Genomic DNA, 21,396 nt, shown 5'->3' with positions numbered 1-21,396 from the left:
TTCAAATCATTATATCTAAGAATATGTTTTACCATGTCCAAATAGTATTTTGAATTGGTTTGAATGAGTAAAACCTCAGCGTTTAAAAAATATATTTTCCTCCACCCTGTCCTTTTTGCCGACTTTCTTCTATATAAGAGGTGAAAGGAGGTGAGGGACAATGGCACAATCACTTTTAGAAGGGACGAAACTTCGCTTAGTGTATGAGGCAGGCATGGATGATAATGGCGATCTCATCCTACGCGCCAAAACGTTTAGTAATGTTAAAAAGGAAGCGACGACAGACCAGTTATTTCAAGCGGCAAAAGCAATTTCTGTTTTGTGTAATGATACGCTGAAAAAGGTCGAACGAAATGACAGCGCGGAAATTTTAGCATAATAGGATTATAGACTGAGGCTAGGGAAGGAGGTGAACTACATTGGCACAAACATTAGAATTACAATTTGGGACCGAACTTGGGAAGACTGCTCGCATCTCTGTCGACAATCCGAAGGATCCCATCGATGAAGAGGTGGTCAAGCTATCGATGACACAAATTATCGCATCCGATATTTTCACATCGGGGAGCGGCAAGTTTATTTCTGCAAAAGGTGCAAGAGTCGTCGACCGCAGCGTAACGGATTATGAACTTGTCTAAATGCTGAAGAGGCCGGATTCCTATGGATCCGGCCTTTCGTATATTTAGAAAAAATCAGTTCCTGAGACTTCTTCAGACTATTTTTCAATATAAAAAGTAAACAACCAGAAAGAGCAATACTATACCGACTACTCCACCAAGAATGATCTGGCGATTTCGTGATTTCCTCGTCTCACCTTGTTGAGTACTTAACATCTTTTTGCGTTTATTATCGGCTTCTTGTTTTTGACCGATACTTTTCCTTTCAAAAAATGTCGCCAATCTATTATCGTCACGGATTGCTATTTTTTGATTGGCATTAGCGAGAAGCCCTTCTAATTCTTCCACCGTTGTCGGGTTCTCTATTGCAAGCATCTCCCCTGCTGACTCGCTAATGTCGGAATGCATGCGGATGATTCTGATCAACTGCCGAATATCAGAAACAGCCCCTAACCGCGGTTTTCCCTCTAGGATCTTGGCCTCTCCGGCCCCATATAAAATTACTCTTCCGTTCGAAGTTATCCAGATGTTCTCAGCAGAAATCGACCCATGAATGATTCCTTTTTCGTGAAGATGCTTGACTGCTGCAACCAGCTGTTTTACTTCATCAGACTCAAGCGACCCTTTTTCTAGTAATGTTAGCCCTTCCTCGCTTTTCAATAGGATAAACAAGTGATCTTCGTCGACCTTCGCTAGCTGCTCTATACGAGGCAAATGGCTATAGTCGGAGATAACTGTCCGGTACTCCTCCTGTAGCTGATTCCATTGGGCTTTTTTGAAGTCCATGGATTTGTTAGAGAAATCAGCTAACCTGAGGATAAACGTCTTTCCTGTTTCCTTTTCCACTACTTCAAAAACACTAAGTCCAAATTCATTCGAATACAGCTTCCTTTTTATATCAAAACCACCAATATCCACCGATAACACCATGCTTTCTTTTAATGTTGCGTTCTTTCCTCTTTGCTGGAAAGAATCGAACCCGAGCTACCCTCCATTCTATCATGAAGCGTGCAATTTTTTCATCGGGCTCCCACTATAACAATTATACTCACGAGAAAATTGGCAATGATAGTAGTGGAGGTGAAAATAAGATGACAATCGATCCGAATCTTCGAGGGAGTATGCTGGATGACGAGTGGAATAGTGAAGAGGTTCAAAACGAAATCATGTTCACCGGAATCACCCGCGACCAATGGCTCGAAGACAAACTAACAGATGATGATAGTCAAGAAGAAGAAGAACATGACGATTTTGTATGGTAGTCCAGACACAAAAAGCCACGGGAGATTCGTGGCTTTTCTGTCATTACTGGCGGTTGGAGTGATGTTTCTGGCGGATGGGCTCCATTTACTGGCGGATACGCTGATTTCACTGGCGGAAGGGGCCTCCAGAGATCCCACTCCACATAAAAAAAGAGGCTGGAAACCCAGCCTTATTTTATTAACGATTATCCACTTTCTCCGGATAAAGATCATGGTTCATCAAGCGGTAACTAGCCATCTCCTCGTACTTGGTTCCCGGTTTCCCATAGTTACACCATGGGTCAATCGAGATCCCGCCGCGTGGCGTGAACTTGCCCCAAACCTCAATATACCGTGGGTCAAGCAGCTTAATTAAATCATTCATAATGATATTCACACAATCCTCATGGAAATCGCCATGATTTCTGAAACTAAATAAATACAACTTCAATGACTTACTCTCAACAATCTTTTGGTCCGGAACATACGAAATGTACATTGTTGCAAAATCCGGCTGGCGCGTTAACGGGCATAAACTAGTGAACTCCGGGCAATTAAATTTTACAAAATAATCACGGTCCGGGTGCAGGTTATCAACCGCCTCCAAAACCTCCGGTGCATATTCAAATGAATAGGTAGTCCCTTGATTACCTAATAAAGTTAAATCCTTTAAACCTTCTTCATGGCTTCTGCCAGACATAAAAGAACCCCCTTGTAATCTGTCCCTATACTTTTCCAAGAGAGAATTTCCGCGGTGGCTCTATATTTCAAACTAACAGATCCAACAAAAAAGCCACGTCCCATATGGACATGGCCAATCGTCATGTATCCATAGTTTTTTATAGAGGGTATCAGCTATGAACCTCTTTCGTAAGTACGGGTATTCTCTTCCCCATATATTATAGAACACGAAGCAAAACGTCAATTGAAAATTTAGGTAAGATTCTTAACCAGCTCCATTTTCACTGATTACAATCTATTTAATAATGGGAGGCATACTTATCTTCATTCCGGGGAAAGAATTTCTCTGAATAATCAATTAGCAGGTGAGTGAAATGGTCGCGTGTGTTTTCCTCTAAATGAAAATGCACACCGTACGAATAAAGTCCTTCAGACATCTCATCCTTCCAAATAATCACCCCTTGAATATGGATTTCGTTCATTCCCTCTGTCTCAAAAGAATAGATTATCTTCTGGTCGATCATTAATTTTAAATTGGAAAAAAACCTTAATCCTCCTGGACCGATATTCTCAATAAATACTACGGTATTCTCTTCTTCTATCTCGATATCGATTTCTTTTCGATTCATTAAAGTCAGTACGGATTCTAACGGATAATTTATTTTAATCCGGTAAGAATCACCATTTATTAAATTGGAAATTTCTATGTTTGAAGAATTTAGAGTTACCCATTTTAGTGCCATAGACAATTTACCCCTTTATTAAAAATCGATATAAACCATAAAATCAATATCCATTTTCATGATCAATAAAATTTACCTACCTGTTTATTACTATTAACGGCTTTTTTATCATTATCGTTGAGCCCTTTTCCTTGTCTTCCTGTCCCTAAACAGACAAAAATGACCTCCAATTGATTGGTAGGTCATTCGTTCCATTCCTTTTCAAGCACCTTTTTCAGTTTTTTTAGGATTTGTGAATGAAGCTGTGAGATTCTTGATTTATGTAGATCTAATATTCTCCCCACTTCACTCATACTCAAATTCTCATAATAGATCAATGATAGAATAATCCTTTCTTTCTCAGGTAAATCATCGATTAATGAAGCTAGAATTTTGCTTCGCTCTTTCTCTTCTATTATCTTAGATTGCTCCACTACGGATTGGTCTGCAATTAAATCAATCTTTAATTGAGCCTCTTCTCCCTGTTCAATTGGTTCATATAAGGATTCTTGTTTTTCAAAAGAAACTTGTGTAATAATCTTCTTACAGTCGTGCTCACTTATCTGTAAATGATTACTTACTTCCGTAATGGTTGGCTTCCTAAATAGATGTTGCTCTAAAATATCATATGCATGCTTCACTTCTTTTTCTTTTTTCCTTAACGTTCGCGACAACGGGTCGTTCCTACGTAAACCGTCATAAATTTCGCCACGGATTCTTTGTGTCGCATAGGTTTCAAACTTTACATTTTCACGTTGGTCATATTTTCGGAGGGCATCTAATAAACCCATCATACCGAAAGAAAGGAGTTCGTCCTCTTCCACATTGTGGGGAAGACTTCTTTTTGTATTCTTAACTATTTTATGGACCAATGGCAGATATTGATCAAATAACTTTTCTTCCAGCTGTTGACTCAAGAGTACCCCTCCTCCAGATTGATACTGTATCCTAAACTATTTTTTAACAAATTGAGAAAGCCTGTGGACAAAACCCTTGATCCCGGCAATATTCGAGCGATTATTATTGACATTCAAATAAATATTCACCATATCCTTCATCCATTTGGCCGGTTGAGATTTAGGATATTTCAGGTAAAACGGGGACTGTTCGAGGACTGATTGAAACACGATCGAATCATTCGGCAGAAATCCCAGCACATCGATCTCTTTTGCTAAAAACTGTTTCGTCACCATGCGCACTCGATTAGCAATTGAAATTCCCTCTTTTGAGTTTTGGACACGGTTTACCACTAACCGAACTTGAAGGTTCGAATCTTGATGATTTAAAATTTTCACAACCGAATAGGCATCTGTGATCGCTGTGGGTTCAGGAGTTGTGACAAGAATAATTTCATCTGCCGCTAAATGGCAACGCTGCGATTCTTTCGAAAGGCCTGCCCCTGTATCAAATAAAATGATATCCGCATACCCTTCCAGTCTTCCAAGTTCAGTAAATAAATAATTAGTATCGTGTTCACTTAAATCTAAAATTTCCTCAAAGCCGCTCCCGCCAGAAATCAGTTCTAAGCCATTGGGCCCTTTTTCAAGGACATCCCAAATGTTTTTTTTATGCTTTACCATATCTATCAGATGATCCTTGACATTCATTCCTAAAAGGATTTCAAGGTTGGCCATCCCAATATCTAAGTCGATAAGGACCACTTTTTGTCCCGCTTCAACCAGTGCTAAGGCAAAGTTTATCGCAAAATTGGACTTGCCGACTCCGCCTTTCCCACTTGTGATCGATACTACTTTGGTTGCCTTCCCTTGTTTCATGTTATTAATACGCTGATGCAATTCTCTCAGCTTGTGTGCCTGATCCTGCTTCATCTTCATCGACTCCCACGATCTTTTTAGCCATATATTCCGGGTCTGCTAGCATAATGTCTTCTGGAACACCTTGTCCCAAACTAAGAAAGGATAATGGGTACGGGTAATGGTAAACTAAATTTAATGCAGCTCCATAACAAGTGCTTTCATCCCACTTTGTGAGGATGACTCTATCAATTTGCACTGATTTCATCTTTTCTACAATTTGATTCATATCCTTCCACCTGGCAGTCATACTTAGGACCAAGTGATTTTCTTGCTTTAATTCCTGTGAAAGGAATTTATTTATTTCTTCGATATATTGCTCTTCTAAGTAATTTCTTCCTGCACTGTCCATGAATATCATTTGGCAGTTCTTTAAGTTGAACAGTGATTGTTTTAGCTGATCTGAGCTCTCGACCACTTCAATCGGGATATTCAAAATGGTGGCATAGGTCTTTAGCTGTTCAATCGCAGCAATTCGAAAGGTATCGGCTGTTAAAAAGCCAACCTTTTTCCGCTGAAATAATACCTGTCTCGAAGCAAGCTTTGCGATGGTTGTCGTTTTACCAACACCTGTGGGGCCAATTAGGGTAATCAACGTTGCATTGGGATCTAACCCCTCTGGTGCGATCCCGTCCTGAAACAGTTTCGTTACAGTGCTAAGGACAATTCTCTCCACTTCCTCCACTGTTAGCTGCTCGATTAAAGGGTAGTCGGTCATGATTTTTCTAACCATGTATTGGATGACCTCTTGATCGACCTCTTGATCCTCCAGCCGTTTCAGCCATTTTGCTAAAATAGAAGAAGTCTGTGGCTCAGGGTGGTTTTGATTCTTGATAAAATGACCAAGTAGTTCCTCCATTTGATTAATCCTCTGAAGGACTTCTGATTCTACCGGCTCCCTTTTGACTTCTTTAGGTACTGACGGGGCAACATCCTTTGATGCAGACTCCTCCGAGGCAGCAATCACTTCTAGCTGCTTCCTTTGAAACAGGCCAAGAAAACCTCCTGTTTTCGTTTCCTTCGTATTAAGAATGACGGCATTTTCTCCTAACTCTGACCGTATCTGCTGCACGGCCTGTGGGAGTGACTTTACGATATATCTTTTAATCTTCATGCAGTAACCACTCCAACATCCTGAAAATGAACGACGCCAATATTTTGAACTTCCACATCTGATTCCAATTCGTTAAATGAAATCACAGGGATATCATCATTAATGCGTTCCACAATTTGCTTGACATACATCCGAATCGTCGGCGATGTCATAATAATCGGCTGAATTCCCACCTTCACAACCTGTTGGATTGTATCATTTAAAGACAGGACCAATTGCTGAATCGATTGTGGATCTAACGTTAGATAAATCCCTTGTTCTGTTTCTTGAAGATTTTCGCTAATCATCTTTTCAACTTGGGCATTTACGGTAATCACTTGAATCATTTTACCCACCGTCAATTTTTGGGTGATTTGCCTTGATAGACTCTGCCTCACATACTCGGTCAAATAATCTGGATTTTTCGTAAAAACAGCCCAATCGGCAAGGGTTTCAAGGATGACAGGCAGGTTGCGAATCGAGACTTTTTCTTTTAACAGCTTTTGTAATACTTTTTGAATCTGGCCTACAGATAACAAGGATGGAACAAGCTCTTCTACAATCGAAGGGAACGTTTCTTTCACCTTGTCAATCAGTTGTTTCGTTTCTTCTCTACCTAAAATCTCGTGCGCATACCGTTTGATTGTCTCCGCTAGATGGGTGGTGATGACGGACGTGGCATCGACCACGGTATAGCCATAGATCTCTGCTTTTCGTTTCATCTCATCATTAATCCATAAAGCCGGCAGGCCAAAGGTTGGCTCGACCGTTTCAATCCCGATGATGTCGTGGTCTTCATCATCTGGTACGAGCATCAGATAGTGATTAAGGAAGATTTCCCCTTGGGCGATTTCGTTGCCTTTTAACTTAATCACGTACTCATTAGCCTCTAAATTGACATTATCGCGAATCCTGATGATTGGAATCACTAATCCTAGCTCTAAAGCGATTTGTTTTCGAATCGCGATGACTCGGTCTAAAATATCCCCACCTTGCGCGGCATCTGCTAAAGGAATCAGACCTAATCCGAATTCGAATTCCAGTGAATCCACTTGAAGCAGGTTTAGCACATTTTCCGGACTATTTTCCTCTTCCATTGGCATTTCCGGTAATTCTTCCAATTCTTCGGCTTCTTTATCTTTTGCTTTTTGCATTTTATAGGCGGCAAATACTAACAAACCGGCAATACTCCACGTTAACAAAATTCCAATCGGCGTTACCAATCCAAATAAGGCAATACAGCCTGCAACCACATAGATCAACTTCGGATAGGCAAATAATTGCCGAGTCAGGTCATCGCCTAGGCTTCCATCGGAGGCTGCCCTTGTTACGATGATCCCTGTTGCTGTTGAAATCAACAGTGCCGGGATTTGACTGACCAGACCATCACCAACAGATAGCAGGGTAAAAGTACTGGCTGCCTCAGCAAAATCCATCCCCATCATTGTCATCCCAATGACGAAACCACCGATGACATTAATGAACAAAATGATGATTCCAGCAATTGCGTCCCCTTTAACGAACTTACTGGCCCCGTCCATCGCCCCGTAGAAATCAGCTTCATGCCCTACTTTTTCCCTGCGTGCACGCGCATCTTTTTCACTAATCATCCCTGCATTTAAATCGGCGTCGATACTCATTTGTTTGCCAGGCATCGCATCTAAGGTGAACCTTGCAGCCACTTCGGCTACCCGCTCTGAACCCTTTGTAATTACAAGGAATTGAATAATAACGAGGATTAAAAAGATGATAAACCCAATGACGGGATTCCCGCCAATCACGAACTCTCCAAAGGTTGCCACCACATGGCCGGCATCCCCATGCGAAAGGATGGAACGAGTGGTTGATACATTTAACGCTAAACGGAAAAGTGTCGTTAACAGTAACAAAGACGGAAAAATTGAGAAATCTAAAGGTTCCTTTGTATTCATTCCTACTAGTAAAATCGTGATGGATAGCGAGATATTAATGATCAGTAAGATATCTAATAGAATCGTAGGCAATGGGATGACCATCATGACAACGATGAGTAACACAGCAAGTAATACGGAAATTTCTTTTAACTTCATTTTTCCACCTTATTCTCTGAACGACTTAGAATTTTCCTTTTAAGCGATAAACATAGGCGAGGATTTCAGCGACTGCTTTAAACAATTCCTCGGGAATCTCCTGACCAATCTCCACATTTGCATACAAGGCCCGGGCTAATGGCTTATTTTCAGATAAAATAATGCCATTTTCTTTTCCAATTTCTTTTATTTTTTGCGCCATAAAATCAACACCCTTTGCGATAACCACCGGTGCCCTTGTATCATTGGCATCATACACAATAGCAATCGCATAGTGGGTCGGGTTCGTGATGATTACATCTGCCTTTGGCACATCCGTCATCATTCTGTTTAACGACATCGCTCTTTGCAATTCCTTGATTTTCCCCTTGACCAAGGGGTCGCCCTCACTCTTTTTATGTTCATCTTTTATTTCCTTTAATGACATCTTCATTTTCTTTTCATGGTCATATTTTTGATAAAGAAAATCTGCGGCTCCTAAAACCACATACACGCCAGAGGTAAACACTCCGACTTTAATGATAATCGTAAAAAGATAATCAATAATTTGCCTGATCCCCATTTGGGAAAGGTGTAAAAAGGTTCCTATTTCTTTTTTTAATAAAAAATAGGCAGTCCAGCCAATGAGGACAATCTTCAAAATATTTTTAAGTAATTCCACCAGCGACCGGATCGATAAAATCCGTTTCGCCCCCTCAAGTGGATTGATTTTTTTGAAATCGAATTTTAAATTTTCTGTTGTCAATAAAAAACCAAACTGCAGATAATTTGACAATAAGCCGACAACAGCCAACATGGCTAGAATGGGCAAAACGATTTTTATGGTAAGAAGCGATAAATCGACGAACAGTTTATGTGTACTCGCTGCAGATAAATCCAGTAATAAATAGGAAGAAAAAATATTTTGAAACAAAACAAGAATGTTCGTCGCAAAGTATTTGCCATAAAAGAGGAGGAATAGAAAAAAGGATAATAGCATCAAAGAAGAGGATACCTCGATACTTTTGGCCACTTGGCCTTTTTGCCTTGTTTCCCTTCTCTTTTGCGGCGTCGCTTTTTCTGTTTTTTCCTCAGCGAAAAGTTGTAAATCTAAATTAAGTAAAAATTGGCTGTGGCTGTTTCCTCTCATATAGATGCTCCCATAATTTGAATCATTTGACTGACAGCTTCAAACATCTGTGCAAACAAACGATGAAGCAACAGGAAAAAGCCGGGCAGTGCTAATAATAAAACAAGATAATAGACACCAATTTTTACAGAAAAGCCGACGACCATCAGATTGATTTGCGGTGACGTTTTTCCGATAATGCCAAGCACTAAATCAACCAAAAATAACGTAAACACAATCGGTGACGCTAGTAAAAACGCAATCTCAAACGAACTTTTAATGGTTTCCAGTAAGAGCGTTGAGATACTGCCATCGATTAAGGCAGGTACCAGCGCGTCCACCGGGATCCATTGATAGCTTTCAAGCACACCCCGGATGATTAAATGGTGACCATCAAGCGATAATAGAAACAGTGTCGCTAGGGCGTTTTTAAACCTTCCCGATAAATTGGCGTTTGTTCCTGCTTGAGGGTCGAACACTGCTCCCATCGCAAAACCACTTTGAAGATCAATCAAGGTTCCGGCTAGTTGAATCGCATAAAAAAGAATAGAGGCGATGAAGCCCAATCCTAATCCGATGATTGCTTCCTTCAAAATAAGGAGAATGAATCCTGCTGAAAAGGCGTGAATCTCACCTTGCTCGGTTGAAAGGGTGACAATAACCGCCAAGAAAAAAGAGAGTCCTATTTTAAAAGGTGCCGGAATTGATCTCGACATAAAAATCGGAACTGTCATAAAAAAACAAGCCATCCGAACCAAGATTAGTAGAAATACAGGTAATTCATTTAACCAGTCCATCACTGTAAGCTACCCTACAAACTGTGACAGATTGCCAAAGATATTTTCCGTAAAGTTTAATAACTGCCTTAACATCCATGGTCCAAAAACCAATAAGCCGATAAAAACAGCAATTATTTTTGGAACAAACACGAGTGTTTGTTCTTGGATTTGGGTAACCGCTTGAAAAATACTAATAATTAAGCCCACTGCTAAAGCAAGTATTAAAATGGGCGCAGCGACAAGACCTGTGACATAAACACTTTGCTTCGAAATTTCAATAACCATTTCCGGTGTCATGATCGTACCTCTCTTATTTAAAAGCTGGTGAGTAAGGATTTAACAATTAAATGCCAGCCATCGACTAAAATAAATAACAATATTTTAAATGGCAAGCTGATCAGCACTGGTGGCAGCATCATCATACCCATGGCCATTAAAATGCTGGACACAATCATATCAATGATTAAAAAAGGCAGAAAAATCATAAATCCCATTTGAAAAGCCGTTTTTAGCTCACTGATCGAATAGGCTGGAACTAACACATGTAAGGGAATATCATCAATGGTTTCTGGCTTTTTCTGCTTCGAATAATCGAGAAACAAATTTAAGTCTTTTTCCCTTGTGTGCTTGGCCATAAATTCTTTGATTGGCTTTGCAGCCGTATCAAGTGCTTGTTCCTGAGTCAATTTTCCATCCATAAACGGCTGATAAGCCTCTTTGTTAATATCAGAAAAGACTGGACCCATGATAAACATGGTGAGGAACAGCGACAGACCAATGATGACTTGGTTAGGCGGCATTTGCTGTGTGCCTAATGATGTCCGAACAAACGATAAGACAATCACAATTCTCGTAAACGAAGTCATCAGCAGCAGAATAGATGGTGCCACAGAAAGAATCGTTAATAGAAGCATGATTTTAATCGATGTGGACACGCCTCCCGGTTCAGAACTACTCAAATTCACACCGGGTATGGGAGCATCAAAGGCTGCAAAACTAACATCATAAAAACTCAATATAAGAAAAGGTAATAGGATAGATATTTTTTTTAGCAACTAAATCTCCGCCATTTTGGTTAGTCTTTTAACTGGTTGATTGGAATACTGGATGAACGAACCTGGTTCATTTGTGACAGAAAGGTTTGTTCCCAATCCTCTGTCTGTTTCTTTTTGAAAGGAAAAAGTTTAGGCATTTGCTTTTTCTTCGCTTCTTCTACAAGCGATTGTAAAATCGAATCCTGCTCGTCTCCGGGTTCGATCGTTCGTAGCAGCTGAACATCATTGCCGACCCCTAAGATATAAAGCGTTTTGCCAATCATCATTAATTGCAAGGAGCGATTGCCGCCTAACGAATGGCCGCCCATCGTATACATGGGACCTTGCGAAGTCATTTGTTTCGACTTGGCTTTCAAAAATTTTAAACACAAGAGTAATAGAATGATAATCGCGGCAAACGAAAAAATAAATTTCAGCACTTGGGGTACAAGCGAACTAGTTTCCCCTGCTCTTGGTGTTCCTTGAGTGGCAACCGTATTTTTTTGCCCCTGATCCGTTTGATAGGCATCATAAACCGTATTACCCTCCTTAGCATAGGCCGCTTGGTGATCTGAAAACGAAGAAAACAGTAAAATGATCATGAAAACTAAGGTGACTTTTATATGGAAGTTCTTCAATCCGCGCACCTCTAATCGTTCATTCTTTCTTCGCGTTCTTGCTTCGAAACGATATCCGTGATGCGAATCGCAAATTTTTCATCCACGACGACCACTTCTGCTTCGGCAACAGCTGATTCGTTGATGACAACATCCACATGCTCACCAGCTAATTTATCGACGGATATAATCACACCGGGTTTAATTTTCAGAATGTCCCTGACCTTCATATTCGTTTTACCCAGTTCGACAATTAATTGGAGATTCACATCTTCAATTGAGTTCAATTCTTTACTAGGATTGGATGATTTAACTCCCTCTGATAACGGGGCAAATTGGACAGTTTGAATTCTTTTTGACTGCTTATCATTCATGTTTAGTTCGCACTCTCTTTTTAGCCAGATTGTTAGATAGTCTTGTGAAAATAGCGGAGCACCGCCATTTCATCTAATTGATTTTGTTCTTCTCTGTTTACTTTTTCGGTATATTCCTCTAAGGACTTTTCCCGCCAAGAACTCCAAATCTTTTCTTCCTGGTTTTTAGCCACTAACAGATTATTTTTCAAGTGAAACTCTTGAGTAAGCTCGTTGACTTTTTTTCTGGCTCGATCGATTTGCTTATTTAAAAAATGGATATATTGCTCTCTTTCTTGGATGTCTGTTACTCGAAGAGAATTTCGCATCATCGTTTGGTAGTCTCGTACATAGCTGTCTTTTTTTTCAACCAATTGTAGTAATTGATGTTCCGCTGTTTCTTTTATTGTTTTAATGACATTCATTTCATGGAATGCCGATTCCGTTTCTTTTTCTTTCATCGTCAAGATCTTTTCAAACCGAAATTGAAAACTCATTTAACCATCTCCCCAAATTGTTGAATCATTGTTTGAATGGAATGCTCTAGTTGGGATGGTTCATTTACTCCTTGTTTTAAGAAGGTGTCAATCCAGCCCTTATATTTAATTGATAAATCAATTTCTGGGTTTGCCCCTTGTTTATAAGCACCAATTTTGATTAAGTCCTCAGCTTCTTGATACACAGCCATAAACTGTTTGATTTTCTCTGCCGCCTGAATATGTTCCGAAGCAGTAATATCTTTCATAACACGGCTTACGCTGTTTAGAATATTAATCGATGGGAAGTGGCCTTGGTGGGCTAATTTCCGATCTAATACAATATGTCCATCCAAGATTCCTCTTACTGTATCAGCTATCGGTTCATTCATATCATCGCCGTCAACTAAGACCGTATAAAAAGCGGTAATTTCACCCTTTGGCCCTGTCCCTGCTCTTTCTAACAGCTTTGGCAGCATGGCGAAAACAGAAGGAGTGTACCCCTTTGTTGTTGGAGGTTCCCCGATAGCAAGGCCAATTTCTCTTTGCGCCATTGCGTAACGGGTAACGGAATCAATCATCAAATTGACACTTAAGCCTTGATCTCTGAAAAATTCCGCAATCGTTGTGGCGATAATCGCCCCTTTAATCCTGACTAAGGCCGGCTGGTCACTGGTAGCCACGACAACGACAGATTTCTCCAAGCCTTCTTTTCCTAAATCTCTTTCGATAAAATCAAGTACTTCTCTGCCGCGTTCTCCAATTAGGCCAATGACGTTGACATCCGCACTTGTATTTCTTGCTATCATCCCAAGCAGCGTACTTTTTCCAACACCACTTCCTGCGAATATTCCGACCCGTTGGCCTCTGCCAACCGTTAACAGCCCATCAATCGAGCGGACACCAACATTCAAAGGCTGGTGAATTCTTGGCCGTTTTAAAGGATTGGGCGGATTGTTGTTCGTAACTACTTCAACTAATCCAGAAGGGAGGGGGCTTTCATCCATCGGTTTGCCTAAACCATCTAAAACCTTCCCTAATAGATCCATTCCCACCTTAACGGTTAACGGTTTGCCCGTGGCAATCACCTCACAGCCTGGACCAATCGAAACAATTTCTCCTAATGGCATCAACAGCACTCGATTCCCTTTAAAGCCGACCACCTCTGCTTCTAATGGTGACTCGTTCGTAGCAGGATAGATTTGACAAATCTCGCCCATCTTGACGTCGGGGCCTTGTGATTCAATGGTAAGACCGATGACCTGGGTGACCTTTCCATTAATCTTGATCGGGTTAATCGTCTGCAGGGTATGTAAATATTTATCAATCTCCAGCATTTTCTTCATATGAATCATCCTGTAATGTTTTCAGCAATGCTTGCTTTATTTCTTTCAGCTGCACATCAATTCGAGCGTCAATACTTCCATAAGAAGTACGAATGACACAGCCGCCTTTTTCAATCGAATGCTCCGGTAAAATTTTCACTTCGATCTGTCCCTCCAGCGTTTCAAGTAATTGATTGCGTTGATTTTGGACGAAGGTATAATCTTCTGGACTTACACAGATCGAAATCATCGAGCGTTCATTGGAATAGACCAGGTTTTGTTTAATCATCTCAATCAATACTTCTGGTTTTGTTTCAAGTTCCTTTTGAATAATTTTTGACGCGATTTGGACTGCTAAGTCGATGACAAATGGCTCCGATTCATTGATAATGTCTTTTTTCTCTTTATAAGCCTTAGTTAATAGTTCTTGGGCCAACTGTATTTTGGAGGTGTATTCGCTCTCTGCCTCCTGCTTCCCTTGTTCGAACCCCGACAGAAAGCCCTGCTGTTTGATGTCTTCAAGCTCTTCCCTAACTTTCTTTTGCTGGGTCCGTTTCCAGTTCTCAAGCTCGGATGCTGCTTGTTCTTTTTCTAGTAAACTCTGCTCTTTTGCGCGCTTCAGAATCGCAGCTGCTTGTTGCTTCGCATTTTGCAAGTGTTCTTCTGCCGATTGATCTGATTGGCTGGAATGGGTCGGATCACCGTTTCCTTTCTTCTTTGACAATAACAACATGGCTTCGATGACAGGAGGGATCGTGGTAGATTTGAAAATCTTAGACGACAACGGCCTCTCCACCTCTTCTCTCAATCAGGATCGAGCCTTCTTCTTCCAACTTGCGCACAATTCTTACGATCCGGCCTTGGGCTTCCTCCGCTTCTTTAAGCCGGACAGGCTTATCATATTTCCCTTGTTCTTCAAGTAATTCCGCCCGTCTTTTTGAGATGTTTTTATAGATCACTTCTTTTAAATCTTCACTGGCAATTTTTAAAGCTAAATACAAGTCTTCACTGTCAACATCGCGGAGAATTCGTTGAATCGAATAATGATCTAAGAGAGCAATATCTTCAAAGATAAACATCTTTCCTTTGATTTCCTCTGCCAAGTTTGGACTTTGCTCCGATAAGGCTTCTAATATATGTTTTTCCGTCCCGCGGTCAACGCTTGTTAAAATATTGACGATGTTATCAATTCCATTGTTTACTGTGTAATCCTGTGACGAGGTGGTAGCGAGTTTTTCTTGCAGAACTTCTTCCACCTGCCGAATCACTTCTGGAGAAACGGTGTCCATTAACGCAATCTTTGTGGCTATATCCGTTTGCTTTTCTGCTGGAAAAGAAGAAAGAATAGCTGATGATTTTTGCGAATCCAAATAAGATAAAACAAGCGCAATTGTTTGTGTATTTTCATACTGTAAAAGGTTTAAAATCTGAACGGGCTCGGCCCGATGAGCAAAGTAAAACGGCTTCTTTTGATTTTTCTCTGAAGAGCGATGGAGCATTTCCTTTGCCTTCTCTTCTCCAAATGATAGGGCAAGTAAATCCTTGGCAAAATGTTCGCCGCCTTTGGAAACGACATTTTTATCCGTTGCCATCTTATAAAATTCATCTAAAACTTCTTCTTTTACACTTGAATCAATCCATTGAAGATTGGCAATTTCTTTTGTTAATAATTCCACTTCATCTTCTTTCAAATGTTTATAGACAGTAGAAGATCCTTCTTTTCCTAAAGAAACCAAAAGGATCGCTACTTTTTGAAGTCCCGTTAACTTGCGCATATTATCCCTCCTTGTCTTCCTTTAACCAGTAGCGCAGCAGATCAACGAATTCCTCTGTATTTTTACCAGCTAATTGATTAATTTCATTTTGGACGGATTTCTTTTTATTGACATCTTCTTCAAATTCATCAATCTTTTTTGCTTCCAAGTATTCTGAAAAAGGATCAAGATCTTCATCCTTTTTCCGTTTCATCCATTTCCCAACGAGGAGTCCAACAATTAGTAGAACAGCAGCCGCTGCACCAATTAAGAGATAATTCCACAAGGTTTGTTTTTCTGTCCCCGTTTCTTTTGGGGGAACTACATCCGTTTTTCCCGTAAATTCTCTTGGGAAGATTGTAATGCGATTATTTAAATCTGTTGCTGTTTTGGTATTATTGGTATCAATAGCCGTACGCACCACATTCGAGATGATACTTCGAATATTATCCTGTGTTGCCTGTGTTAACGAATAAGGATCTTTCGGGTTGGGAGGTTCGACACCGACATTGATGGTTAAATCTTCAATTGTATAAGGACTTTGGATGATTTCTTTTGTAATCCGATTGACTTCGTAGTTTACTTTGTCCTGGGTTTCCTTATAGTCATTATTTCCGGCATTGCCGCTGCTAGCGTAAGCTGGAACATCACCAGAACCTGTCCCATCTACCCCACCAGCAGCGGATGCCCCCGTACCGCTATATTCTTTGCTGATTTTCTCCACACTGACGGCAATTCCCTGATTTTTACCCTTGTCCGTGGGTTCCACAAGACTTTGCTGTGTTTTGACCTTATCAAAATTCAACTTGGCAAATGTCTGAACGTATACCTTATCCTGTCCTAGCATCGTTCCGAGCATCTGTTGAATACTGCGCTGGATGTCCGCCTCTACCTTTTGTTTTATTTTTCTTTGATTTTCATAGCTGCCTACCCCCACAAAAGAGGAATCATCACCCGAATCTTCTAGGGTTAACAATTGACCGAATTGATCGGTAATCACAATATTCTCTTGTGGTAAATTCGGAATACTTTTTGAAGCTAAGAAGTAGAGTGATTTAATTTGCCCTTGTTCTAATTCTGTGCCTGGTTCTAGGTCAATAATGATGGAGGCGCTGGCTTTATCCTCATTCTCCGGCCGAATAAAGACACTGTCCTTTGGCATCGTAATCATTACTTCAGCGCCTTTAACACCGCTGATTTTCGTCATCAAATTAGCTAATTGCTTTTGAATAGTTTCTCGTTCGATGACGTCTAATTCCTGTTCCGTTACACCAAACTTCAAATTTTGAGTTTGTTCGGAGAAACTAATCGGGCCGCTTTTCGGCAGACCTTCTGAAGCCAAATTAACTATGAGGTCTGGAGCATTCTCTTTCGGAACAAGGATTTGCGTGCCATTATTGGCAATCTTATAGTCAGTGAACCCTTGTTTTTCTAGAACAGCCTTAATCTCACCGATTTCCTTTTGAGTTAAGCTATTTGAATATAGTGGTACATAATTGGGCTTTAACAAAAAGAAAAATACAAAACAAAATATGGCGATTAACGCAATAAAGATACCAATGTAGAAGGATTTATTCTTCTTGCTGGTATTTTTCCAGCCTTGAACTATTTTTTCCTTAACATCACCGAGTTTCTCTTTCATGGGTCACCTGACTTCCTAGTAAAACTAAGTCGTTATTTATACTTGCATTCTCATAATTTCTTGATACGATTCCACCACTTTGTCTCTTACTTGAGTGGTTAACTGCAAAGCAATTTGGGCCTTTTGTGCAGCAATGGTTACATCATGAATATTCTTGATTTCACCTGTCGCAATTTTTTCAGACATATTCTCGGATTGGATAATGGTTTCGTTTGCACTCTGCAGCGCCTCACCTAAAGCCTGCGAAAAGGATGTTTTAGAAGGTGAAACAGCATTCACATTTTGATTCTTTTCTACAAAAAGTGATGGGGTTGTCATCAATTGATCTATTTTCATTATTAAGACTCCTTATCTACCAATATCTAAAGCTTTTAACGACATACTTTTTCCAACATTAAAAGCGGTAACATTGGCTTCATATGCTCTTGAAGCACTCATCAGGTCAACCATCTCTTTGGTGATATCAACGTTAGGCATCATGACATAACCATCCTTGTTTGCATCGGGATGGGCCGGGTCATAAACAGGTTGGAAAGGAGTCTGGTCTTCAGCAATTTTTGTGACCTTAACACCATTCGCCCCCACTTCATTTTTTAAAAATTGACTAAACGGTGCTGTCCCACTCGGTTCGACCTCCACCATTTTCCTTCGATAAGGAATCCATTCCCCGTTCACCAATTTCCCTCTAGTGGTTGTAGCATTGGCAATATTGGAAGAAATAATATCCATTTTCATACGCCCCGCTGTTAATGCGGAAGAACTAATATTTAAAGGTTGAAACATTGACATATTTTATCCCTACCTTGACCTTATGGCTGTTTTTAGTAAATTAAATTCTTCGCCTAGCTGATAGCTTAATGTCTGATACCAAATCGAATTTTTTGTTAAATTAGTCATTTCTTGATCTACATCTACGCCGTTCCCGTTATTTTGCATCACCACAGGCTGCTCAGTGATAAAAGGTGTGGTTGCTGAATTACCGATGGGAATATGCTTGGGGTTCGTCAACTTTCCTACAAAAGTAGAGTTTGTTAGTTCACCCTTTAATAGTTCCTCGAAAACTACTTTTTGCGGTTTATAATTAGGAGTATTAACATTGGCTAGATTATTAGAAATGGCATTGTGCCTTAACACAGAAGCATCTAATGCCTGATTTAAAACCGATATATTTTGTAGCATATATAACCTCCTCTCTAAGACTTGGGAAATTAACCCAACTTTTTTTCGCAAAAAAAAGTACTATTCCGAAGAATAGCACATAGCAAATAAACTATATCTCTTCGGCAACTGGCTGGCGTAATCAAAATGATGGTAGCCCCTATAGTTTTGCGTCCCTGGATTTCCCCAGGTTTGCCATTATCGGTTTGTAAATGTCGTTTTCTGATGATATTGGTCGAATTTTACCAATACACTTATATTACAATGCACTTTCAAATATTACAATGGGGAAAAAATGAAAAAAGACCTACTTAACAAAAAATTCACATGTTAAGTAGGTCTTACGACTTTGATGGCCTCCGTCCAAGTTCCTAGCAATTCTACTAGCATTCCTTGAACTTCATTTAATATTTTTGCGTCTTTTTTAAGATTCGCATCGATTAATCTTTGCTTTACATAGTCATAAAGGAGGAGCAAAGACTTGGAAATTTCAATATCCAAATTAAGGGTCACCATTAATTCGCTGATGATGTTCTGGGCTTTAATCATGCGATTGCCGGCTCGCTGAAGATCATTTTTTTCTAGCGCCAGCTTTGCCTGTTCAATAAATTTAATCGCACCTTGATATAAAAGAAGGGTTAGCTCTTCCCCTTTAGCAAACAGCACTTGATTGTTCTCATAGGCTTGGTATGGATTGCGAAGAGACATGATTGACCACCTTTGTTCTATTTTCTTTTGTCATAAAATAACCCACTTGAACCGTAGGTCGATTCCCCGTATTGTTTAATCGTTTTTTCCTTTTTCAGCGCATGTAAGTTGGCTAGCACCTTTTGCTGCACTCTCTCTAACATCCTTTTAAGCTCTGCCTCCAAAGGATGAATTCGTAATAGTTGTTTTTCGATTGCCGAATTTAACAGGATTTGACCTGCACCTTGATCCATTTGGTTTATTTCCAGAATGCATGCTTGACGTTCATTCAATGCGGCTTGAATAATGCCTACCCCGTTCTCCGTCATTTCGTTGACTAGTTTGCTTGTAAGCTGGTAATACCTTTGGAGTAGCGCCTCTTTTTTTTCATACAAGCTTACATCCCTCCGCTCATTTGCTGTGTTAGCCAACCGCTTTGGCTATTAGCTTTTTGGATGGCCTGCTCCATGGCTGTGAATTGTTTCCAATAAAAGTTCTCTTTCGTTTCTAATCTCTTCTCCCAGGATTCGATTTGTCTATCCAGCTGGCTTAATGATTTAGAAAGGACAGCATCATTGGAGGTACCTGCCGTTTTAGAAATTTCTTTCATTGTCTCATTGAGTTGGTCATACAGTCTCCAACCAATCCCACTATTGGCGAATTCCGCTTTATTATTGGCTGTGTTGTTTGCCGATTTCGTTGTGTCATATTTTTTGGAAAATAATAATGAAACTTCTTCGATATTGTTTTCTAATGCTTCTCTTAGCTTCGTATCATTGATCTCCAGCTTGCCATTTTCCTTGTAATTGGAACTCGCGGTAATCCCGATTTCCGAGAGCGAATCAAATTGGGTATTCATTTTTGTCGCATCGATATCATTAACCTTCGAGTATATGGTAGTTCGCAATTTATCTAAGGCTGAAGAAATGATGCGATCACTTTGCAATAAACCACTCTTGGCCTTACCTTCCCATAATTCAATTTCTTTTTCTTTCATGTCTGTTTTCTGTTCATCTAATAGCGGCGCAAAGTCTTTGTACCGCTTTTCACCTAACTTATCATGCAAGGTCTGAATGGTATCGTTATATTTGTCGACAAATCCTTTAATGTTATCGAAAATCGCATCAACATCTGTTTTTTTCGTAATCGTGACCTGGCTTCCCGCTGGTATCTCTGATTTGATAGTAAAGGTAATCCCATCAAAATTCAGTTGGTTATTCTTTAGCGTTAGGTTTGTCCCATTAATGGTTACCTCTCCATCGATTGCCTTCACAGCCGAGTTTCCTCTGGCACCACTTGGGTTTCCAGCTGGAAAGTCATTTTGTATCTCACTGACAGTGCCTTCTGCCAGCTTTAATACATTCGTGCTGTTTGATAGATTGGCAATGTTAATATTCGCCACTAAATCTTTAGAGGTAAACACAATGGCCTGATCACCGCTTGAATAACTTGCCGTCACACCTGTTTTGTTAGCTAAGGCATTGATTTTAGTTATCGAGCTGCGAATCGAATCCTGTGCGTTCAGGTCGATTGTTTCACCGTTCAAGGTAAATTGAAATCCGTTCCCCGCCCCCAATTCACTTGTTTCACTCGCTAGACCTGTGGCAGCGAATTTTACAGAGGAAGGTGTCCCCGGCTGAAAGGGCTTGGCAGCAGAAATGATATACTCGCTTCTGCTAGGCAGTCCTGATAGAGTGACATCTACCTTACTGCTGTCCGATGAAGTCAGTTTACTTTTTGTAAAAGTGGATTCCAGTCTAAGCTTTTCTATTGAGGCACGAAGGTCTAGGAATTTCGTATTGACCTCTCGATAGGCATCCACTTTCCATTCCGTTTTAGTCTTATTTTGGATCACTTTATTTAATTGTACTTTTTCCGCATCCATTAATTTTTTTACTAATGATTCGGTATCAATTCCTGATGCCAAACCAGAAAAACGAAGATTGTTGGTAATCATCCTGCCATCCTCCGAACCAGTTATAGGGTATCTAGTAAAGGATAACGGCATTCTTAGGGAGAACGTTGAAGTATTTTATTAAGTGAATTTCATAGATTGAAAAAAGCTGATTCTCATGGAATCAGCCCTTCCAGGCTGTCGAAAAACTTTCAATAGCCTTTTTTTGTTTCATTCCTTAAATAATTCACCGCGTTATTTTGTTATAATGTATAGCTTTTCAACAGGTCTGTTGATTGGCGCTCCAGGCACTTCGCTTTCCGCGGGCGGTT

General features: G+C 40.2%; 27 protein-coding genes and 2 riboswitches. Of the genes, 3 read left to right on the top strand and 24 right to left on the bottom strand.

Annotated elements, in window-relative coordinates; genetic code table 11:
• The first annotated feature begins 160 nt into the window (after positions 1-160).
• Together BDR01S_RS19700 and BDR01S_RS19695 are read left to right on the top strand one after the other, a co-directional pair.
• Entirely contained in the window at positions 161-379 is a 219-nt protein-coding gene (locus BDR01S_RS19700; RefSeq protein ID WP_066259097.1) for a DUF1659 domain-containing protein, read from the top strand.
• 40 nt (positions 380-419) lie between these two features.
• The gene (locus BDR01S_RS19695) at positions 420-638 is read left to right on the top strand and encodes a DUF2922 domain-containing protein (protein ID WP_066259100.1); all 219 of its coding nucleotides are present in this window, start codon (positions 420-422) and stop codon (positions 636-638) included.
• Between the two features lie 84 nt (positions 639-722).
• Here BDR01S_RS19695 and BDR01S_RS19690 read toward each other — a convergent pair whose 3' ends face one another.
• Positions 723-1,547, bottom strand: coding sequence for a serine/threonine-protein kinase (locus tag BDR01S_RS19690; RefSeq protein WP_066259102.1), 825 nt, complete (start codon positions 1,545-1,547; stop codon positions 723-725).
• Between the two features lie 71 nt (positions 1,548-1,618).
• Here BDR01S_RS19690 and BDR01S_RS25470 point away from each other — a divergent pair, with 71 nt between their 5' ends.
• Complete coding sequence (locus BDR01S_RS25470) at positions 1,619-1,879, top strand: hypothetical protein (protein WP_169801465.1); 261 nt, start codon at positions 1,619-1,621, stop codon at positions 1,877-1,879.
• A gap of 178 nt (positions 1,880-2,057) precedes the next feature.
• Here the strand turns inward: BDR01S_RS25470 and queF are convergent, their stop codons facing one another.
• The 23 genes from queF to fliD all read right to left on the bottom strand — a co-directional run bounded on the left by queF (position 2,058) and on the right by fliD (position 21,127).
• Positions 2,058-2,558 (bottom strand): preQ(1) synthase, encoded by a 501-nt coding sequence (gene queF / locus BDR01S_RS19685; RefSeq protein WP_066259103.1) that lies wholly within the window; start codon positions 2,556-2,558, stop codon positions 2,058-2,060.
• Positions 2,559-2,683: 125 nt separating this feature from the next.
• Positions 2,684-2,730: riboswitch (PreQ1 riboswitch) on the bottom strand.
• Between the two features lie 108 nt (positions 2,731-2,838).
• Entirely contained in the window at positions 2,839-3,282 is a 444-nt protein-coding gene (locus BDR01S_RS19680) for a PilZ domain-containing protein (protein WP_066259106.1), read from the bottom strand.
• Between the two features lie 182 nt (positions 3,283-3,464).
• Positions 3,465-4,178, bottom strand: a complete 714-nt coding sequence (locus BDR01S_RS19675; RefSeq protein ID WP_066259111.1) for a FliA/WhiG family RNA polymerase sigma factor — start codon at positions 4,176-4,178, stop codon at positions 3,465-3,467.
• A gap of 36 nt (positions 4,179-4,214) precedes the next feature.
• Positions 4,215-5,090, bottom strand: coding sequence for a MinD/ParA family protein (locus BDR01S_RS19670; RefSeq protein WP_066259114.1), 876 nt, complete (start codon positions 5,088-5,090; stop codon positions 4,215-4,217).
• The gene (flhF, locus tag BDR01S_RS19665) at positions 5,041-6,189 is read right to left on the bottom strand and encodes a flagellar biosynthesis GTPase FlhF (RefSeq protein WP_066259116.1); all 1,149 of its coding nucleotides are present in this window, start codon (positions 6,187-6,189) and stop codon (positions 5,041-5,043) included. Before flhF ends, BDR01S_RS19670 begins: the two co-directional genes overlap by 50 nt.
• Positions 6,186-8,237, bottom strand: coding sequence for a flagellar biosynthesis protein FlhA (gene flhA, locus BDR01S_RS19660; RefSeq protein ID WP_066259119.1), 2,052 nt, complete (start codon positions 8,235-8,237; stop codon positions 6,186-6,188). The genes flhF and flhA overlap by 4 nt, the downstream gene beginning before the upstream one ends.
• A gap of 25 nt (positions 8,238-8,262) precedes the next feature.
• The gene (gene flhB / locus BDR01S_RS19655) at positions 8,263-9,366 is read right to left on the bottom strand and encodes a flagellar biosynthesis protein FlhB (RefSeq protein ID WP_066259125.1); all 1,104 of its coding nucleotides are present in this window, start codon (positions 9,364-9,366) and stop codon (positions 8,263-8,265) included.
• A complete protein-coding gene (gene fliR / locus BDR01S_RS19650) occupies positions 9,363-10,142 on the bottom strand; it encodes a flagellar biosynthetic protein FliR (protein WP_066259128.1) in 780 nt (259 codons plus the stop codon). Before fliR ends, flhB begins: the two co-directional genes overlap by 4 nt.
• A 9-nt stretch (positions 10,143-10,151) precedes the next feature.
• Positions 10,152-10,421: a flagellar biosynthesis protein FliQ gene (gene fliQ, locus BDR01S_RS19645; protein WP_066259131.1), complete on the bottom strand. Its 270-nt coding sequence runs from the start codon at positions 10,419-10,421 to the stop codon at positions 10,152-10,154.
• A 17-nt stretch (positions 10,422-10,438) separates the two neighbouring features.
• Positions 10,439-11,140, bottom strand: a complete 702-nt coding sequence (fliP, locus tag BDR01S_RS19640; RefSeq protein ID WP_418303044.1) for a flagellar type III secretion system pore protein FliP — start codon at positions 11,138-11,140, stop codon at positions 10,439-10,441.
• Positions 11,141-11,199: 59 nt separating this feature from the next.
• Positions 11,200-11,760 carry a flagellar biosynthetic protein FliO gene (locus tag BDR01S_RS19635; RefSeq protein WP_157413024.1) on the bottom strand — a complete coding sequence of 187 codons (561 nt, stop codon included), beginning with the start codon at positions 11,758-11,760 and terminating at the stop codon, positions 11,200-11,202.
• 47 nt (positions 11,761-11,807) lie between these two features.
• Positions 11,808-12,149, bottom strand: a complete 342-nt coding sequence (gene fliN, locus BDR01S_RS19630) for a flagellar motor switch protein FliN (protein ID WP_066259145.1) — start codon at positions 12,147-12,149, stop codon at positions 11,808-11,810.
• A gap of 32 nt (positions 12,150-12,181) precedes the next feature.
• Positions 12,182-12,625, bottom strand: coding sequence for a flagellar export protein FliJ (fliJ, locus tag BDR01S_RS19625; RefSeq protein WP_066259148.1), 444 nt, complete (start codon positions 12,623-12,625; stop codon positions 12,182-12,184).
• Positions 12,622-13,950, bottom strand: coding sequence for a flagellar protein export ATPase FliI (fliI, locus tag BDR01S_RS19620; RefSeq protein ID WP_066259149.1), 1,329 nt, complete (start codon positions 13,948-13,950; stop codon positions 12,622-12,624). Before fliI ends, fliJ begins: the two co-directional genes overlap by 4 nt.
• Positions 13,928-14,713, bottom strand: coding sequence for a FliH/SctL family protein (locus BDR01S_RS19615; RefSeq protein WP_066259151.1), 786 nt, complete (start codon positions 14,711-14,713; stop codon positions 13,928-13,930). Before BDR01S_RS19615 ends, fliI begins: the two co-directional genes overlap by 23 nt.
• Positions 14,703-15,704 carry a flagellar motor switch protein FliG gene (fliG, locus tag BDR01S_RS19610; protein ID WP_066259154.1) on the bottom strand — a complete coding sequence of 334 codons (1,002 nt, stop codon included), beginning with the start codon at positions 15,702-15,704 and terminating at the stop codon, positions 14,703-14,705. Before fliG ends, BDR01S_RS19615 begins: the two co-directional genes overlap by 11 nt.
• A 1-nt stretch (position 15,705) precedes the next feature.
• Positions 15,706-17,325 (bottom strand): flagellar basal-body MS-ring/collar protein FliF, encoded by a 1,620-nt coding sequence (gene fliF / locus BDR01S_RS19605; protein ID WP_066259157.1) that lies wholly within the window; start codon positions 17,323-17,325, stop codon positions 15,706-15,708.
• A 36-nt stretch (positions 17,326-17,361) separates the two neighbouring features.
• Positions 17,362-17,661, bottom strand: coding sequence for a flagellar hook-basal body complex protein FliE (gene fliE, locus BDR01S_RS19600; RefSeq protein ID WP_066259159.1), 300 nt, complete (start codon positions 17,659-17,661; stop codon positions 17,362-17,364).
• A gap of 12 nt (positions 17,662-17,673) precedes the next feature.
• Positions 17,674-18,114 (bottom strand): flagellar basal body rod protein FlgC, encoded by a 441-nt coding sequence (gene flgC, locus BDR01S_RS19595; RefSeq protein WP_066259161.1) that lies wholly within the window; start codon positions 18,112-18,114, stop codon positions 17,674-17,676.
• A gap of 9 nt (positions 18,115-18,123) precedes the next feature.
• Complete coding sequence (flgB, locus tag BDR01S_RS19590; RefSeq protein WP_066259163.1) at positions 18,124-18,504, bottom strand: flagellar basal body rod protein FlgB; 381 nt, start codon at positions 18,502-18,504, stop codon at positions 18,124-18,126.
• A 100-nt stretch (positions 18,505-18,604) separates the two neighbouring features.
• Positions 18,605-18,690: riboswitch (cyclic di-GMP riboswitch) on the bottom strand.
• 123 nt (positions 18,691-18,813) lie between these two features.
• Entirely contained in the window at positions 18,814-19,191 is a 378-nt protein-coding gene (gene fliS / locus BDR01S_RS19585) for a flagellar export chaperone FliS (protein WP_066259165.1), read from the bottom strand.
• Between the two features lie 17 nt (positions 19,192-19,208).
• A complete protein-coding gene (locus BDR01S_RS19580) occupies positions 19,209-19,565 on the bottom strand; it encodes a hypothetical protein (protein WP_066259167.1) in 357 nt (118 codons plus the stop codon).
• Between the two features lie 2 nt (positions 19,566-19,567).
• Positions 19,568-21,127, bottom strand: coding sequence for a flagellar filament capping protein FliD (gene fliD / locus BDR01S_RS19575; protein ID WP_066259172.1), 1,560 nt, complete (start codon positions 21,125-21,127; stop codon positions 19,568-19,570).
• Positions 21,128-21,396 lie beyond the last annotated feature (269 nt).

The organism is Neobacillus drentensis NBRC 102427 (assembly GCF_001591445.1).
GTDB classification, from domain to species: domain Bacteria; phylum Bacillota; class Bacilli; order Bacillales; family Cytobacillaceae; genus Neobacillus; species Neobacillus drentensis.
This window is presented reverse-complemented; position numbering and strand designations above follow the sequence as displayed.

Bases quoted from the DNA above. Each gene is read 5' to 3' on its own strand.
- queF (WP_066259103.1), bottom strand. From the start codon at position 2,558: ATGTCTGGCAGAAGCCATGAAGAAGGTTTAAAGGATTTAACTTTATTA.
- flhA (WP_066259119.1), bottom strand. From the start codon at position 8,237: ATGAAGTTAAAAGAAATTTCCGTATTACTTGCTGTGTTACTCATCGTT.
- BDR01S_RS19635 (WP_157413024.1), bottom strand. From the start codon at position 11,760: ATGATCATTTTACTGTTTTCTTCGTTTTCAGATCACCAAGCGGCCTAT.
- fliR (WP_066259128.1), bottom strand. From the start codon at position 10,142: ATGGACTGGTTAAATGAATTACCTGTATTTCTACTAATCTTGGTTCGG.
- fliG (WP_066259154.1), bottom strand. From the start codon at position 15,704: ATGCGCAAGTTAACGGGACTTCAAAAAGTAGCGATCCTTTTGGTTTCT.
- BDR01S_RS19690 (WP_066259102.1), bottom strand. From the start codon at position 1,547: ATGGTGTTATCGGTGGATATTGGTGGTTTTGATATAAAAAGGAAGCTG.
- fliF (WP_066259157.1), bottom strand. From the start codon at position 17,325: ATGAAAGAGAAACTCGGTGATGTTAAGGAAAAAATAGTTCAAGGCTGG.
- BDR01S_RS19680 (WP_066259106.1), bottom strand. From the start codon at position 3,282: ATGGCACTAAAATGGGTAACTCTAAATTCTTCAAACATAGAAATTTCC.
- BDR01S_RS25470 (WP_169801465.1), top strand. From the start codon at position 1,619: ATGAAGCGTGCAATTTTTTCATCGGGCTCCCACTATAACAATTATACT.
- fliN (WP_066259145.1), bottom strand. From the start codon at position 12,149: ATGAATGATAAGCAGTCAAAAAGAATTCAAACTGTCCAATTTGCCCCG.
- fliS (WP_066259165.1), bottom strand. From the start codon at position 19,191: ATGTCTCTTCGCAATCCATACCAAGCCTATGAGAACAATCAAGTGCTG.
- fliI (WP_066259149.1), bottom strand. From the start codon at position 13,950: ATGAAGAAAATGCTGGAGATTGATAAATATTTACATACCCTGCAGACG.
- flgB (WP_066259163.1), bottom strand. From the start codon at position 18,504: ATGCTACAAAATATATCGGTTTTAAATCAGGCATTAGATGCTTCTGTG.
- BDR01S_RS19670 (WP_066259114.1), bottom strand. From the start codon at position 5,090: ATGAAGCAGGATCAGGCACACAAGCTGAGAGAATTGCATCAGCGTATT.
- flgC (WP_066259161.1), bottom strand. From the start codon at position 18,114: ATGTCAATGTTTCAACCTTTAAATATTAGTTCTTCCGCATTAACAGCG.
- flhF (WP_066259116.1), bottom strand. From the start codon at position 6,189: ATGAAGATTAAAAGATATATCGTAAAGTCACTCCCACAGGCCGTGCAG.
- flhB (WP_066259125.1), bottom strand. From the start codon at position 9,366: ATGAGAGGAAACAGCCACAGCCAATTTTTACTTAATTTAGATTTACAA.
- fliE (WP_066259159.1), bottom strand. From the start codon at position 17,661: ATGAAAATAGATCAATTGATGACAACCCCATCACTTTTTGTAGAAAAG.
- BDR01S_RS19700 (WP_066259097.1), top strand. From the start codon at position 161: ATGGCACAATCACTTTTAGAAGGGACGAAACTTCGCTTAGTGTATGAG.
- fliQ (WP_066259131.1), bottom strand. From the start codon at position 10,421: ATGACACCGGAAATGGTTATTGAAATTTCGAAGCAAAGTGTTTATGTC.
- fliJ (WP_066259148.1), bottom strand. From the start codon at position 12,625: ATGAGTTTTCAATTTCGGTTTGAAAAGATCTTGACGATGAAAGAAAAA.
- fliD (WP_066259172.1), bottom strand. From the start codon at position 21,127: ATGATTACCAACAATCTTCGTTTTTCTGGTTTGGCATCAGGAATTGAT.